Below are 614 nucleotides of genomic sequence, written 5' to 3'. Positions count from 1 at the left end.
ATGCTGGAGCGCGGCGATCAGACCATCCGCGTGGTCGGAGCAGCACCAGGCCAGGCGCAGTTCATTGAGGTGGTGATCGACGAGAAGCCGCTGCGCCAGGCGATGTATCGCTTCTCGCGCAACGTCCTCGTGGTGGCGCTGCTGATCGCCGGCCTGACCTCGGGTCTGGTCTATCTCGCGCTGCATTATTTGTTCGTCCGTCCGATGCGGCGGCTGACCGCGAGTCTGATCGGCTTCCACGAAAATCCCGAGAGCTCGGCGCGGATCATCGTGCCGAGCCAGCGCGGCGAGCCGGCTCTTCTGATGCAGCATCGAGACCAGATCGCGCTGCATGTCCGACAGCTCGCGCTCGGCCACGCCGATCTCGTCGCCGCGCTGGGCCTTGCCGTCTCGAAGATCAACCACGATTTGCGCAACCTGCTGGCATCCTCGCAACTGCTGTCGGATCAGCTCGCCAGCGTGCCCGATCCGCGGGTGCAGCGCTTTGCGCCAAAGCTGCTGCGCTCGCTGGAGCGCGCCATCGCCTTCTGCCAGTCGACATTGTCGTACGGCCGCGCCCAGGAGGCGGCACCCGACCGGCGCATGATCCTGGTCGAGCCGGCGGTCGCCGAGGT

The 614-nt window shown here is 66.4% G+C and carries 1 protein-coding gene; it reads left to right on the top strand.

Annotated features, from left to right (window positions below; translation table 11 throughout):
• The coding region (locus tag J6500_RS31750) for an ATP-binding protein (protein WP_512699726.1) at positions 1 to 614 on the top strand (614 nt) is incomplete at both ends.

The sequence above is a fragment of the Bradyrhizobium semiaridum genome (genome assembly GCF_020329505.1).
Lineage (GTDB): Bacteria > Pseudomonadota > Alphaproteobacteria > Rhizobiales > Xanthobacteraceae > Bradyrhizobium > Bradyrhizobium semiaridum.
Note: the sequence above shows the minus strand (reverse complement) of the source record. Positions and strands in the feature narration are given on the sequence as shown.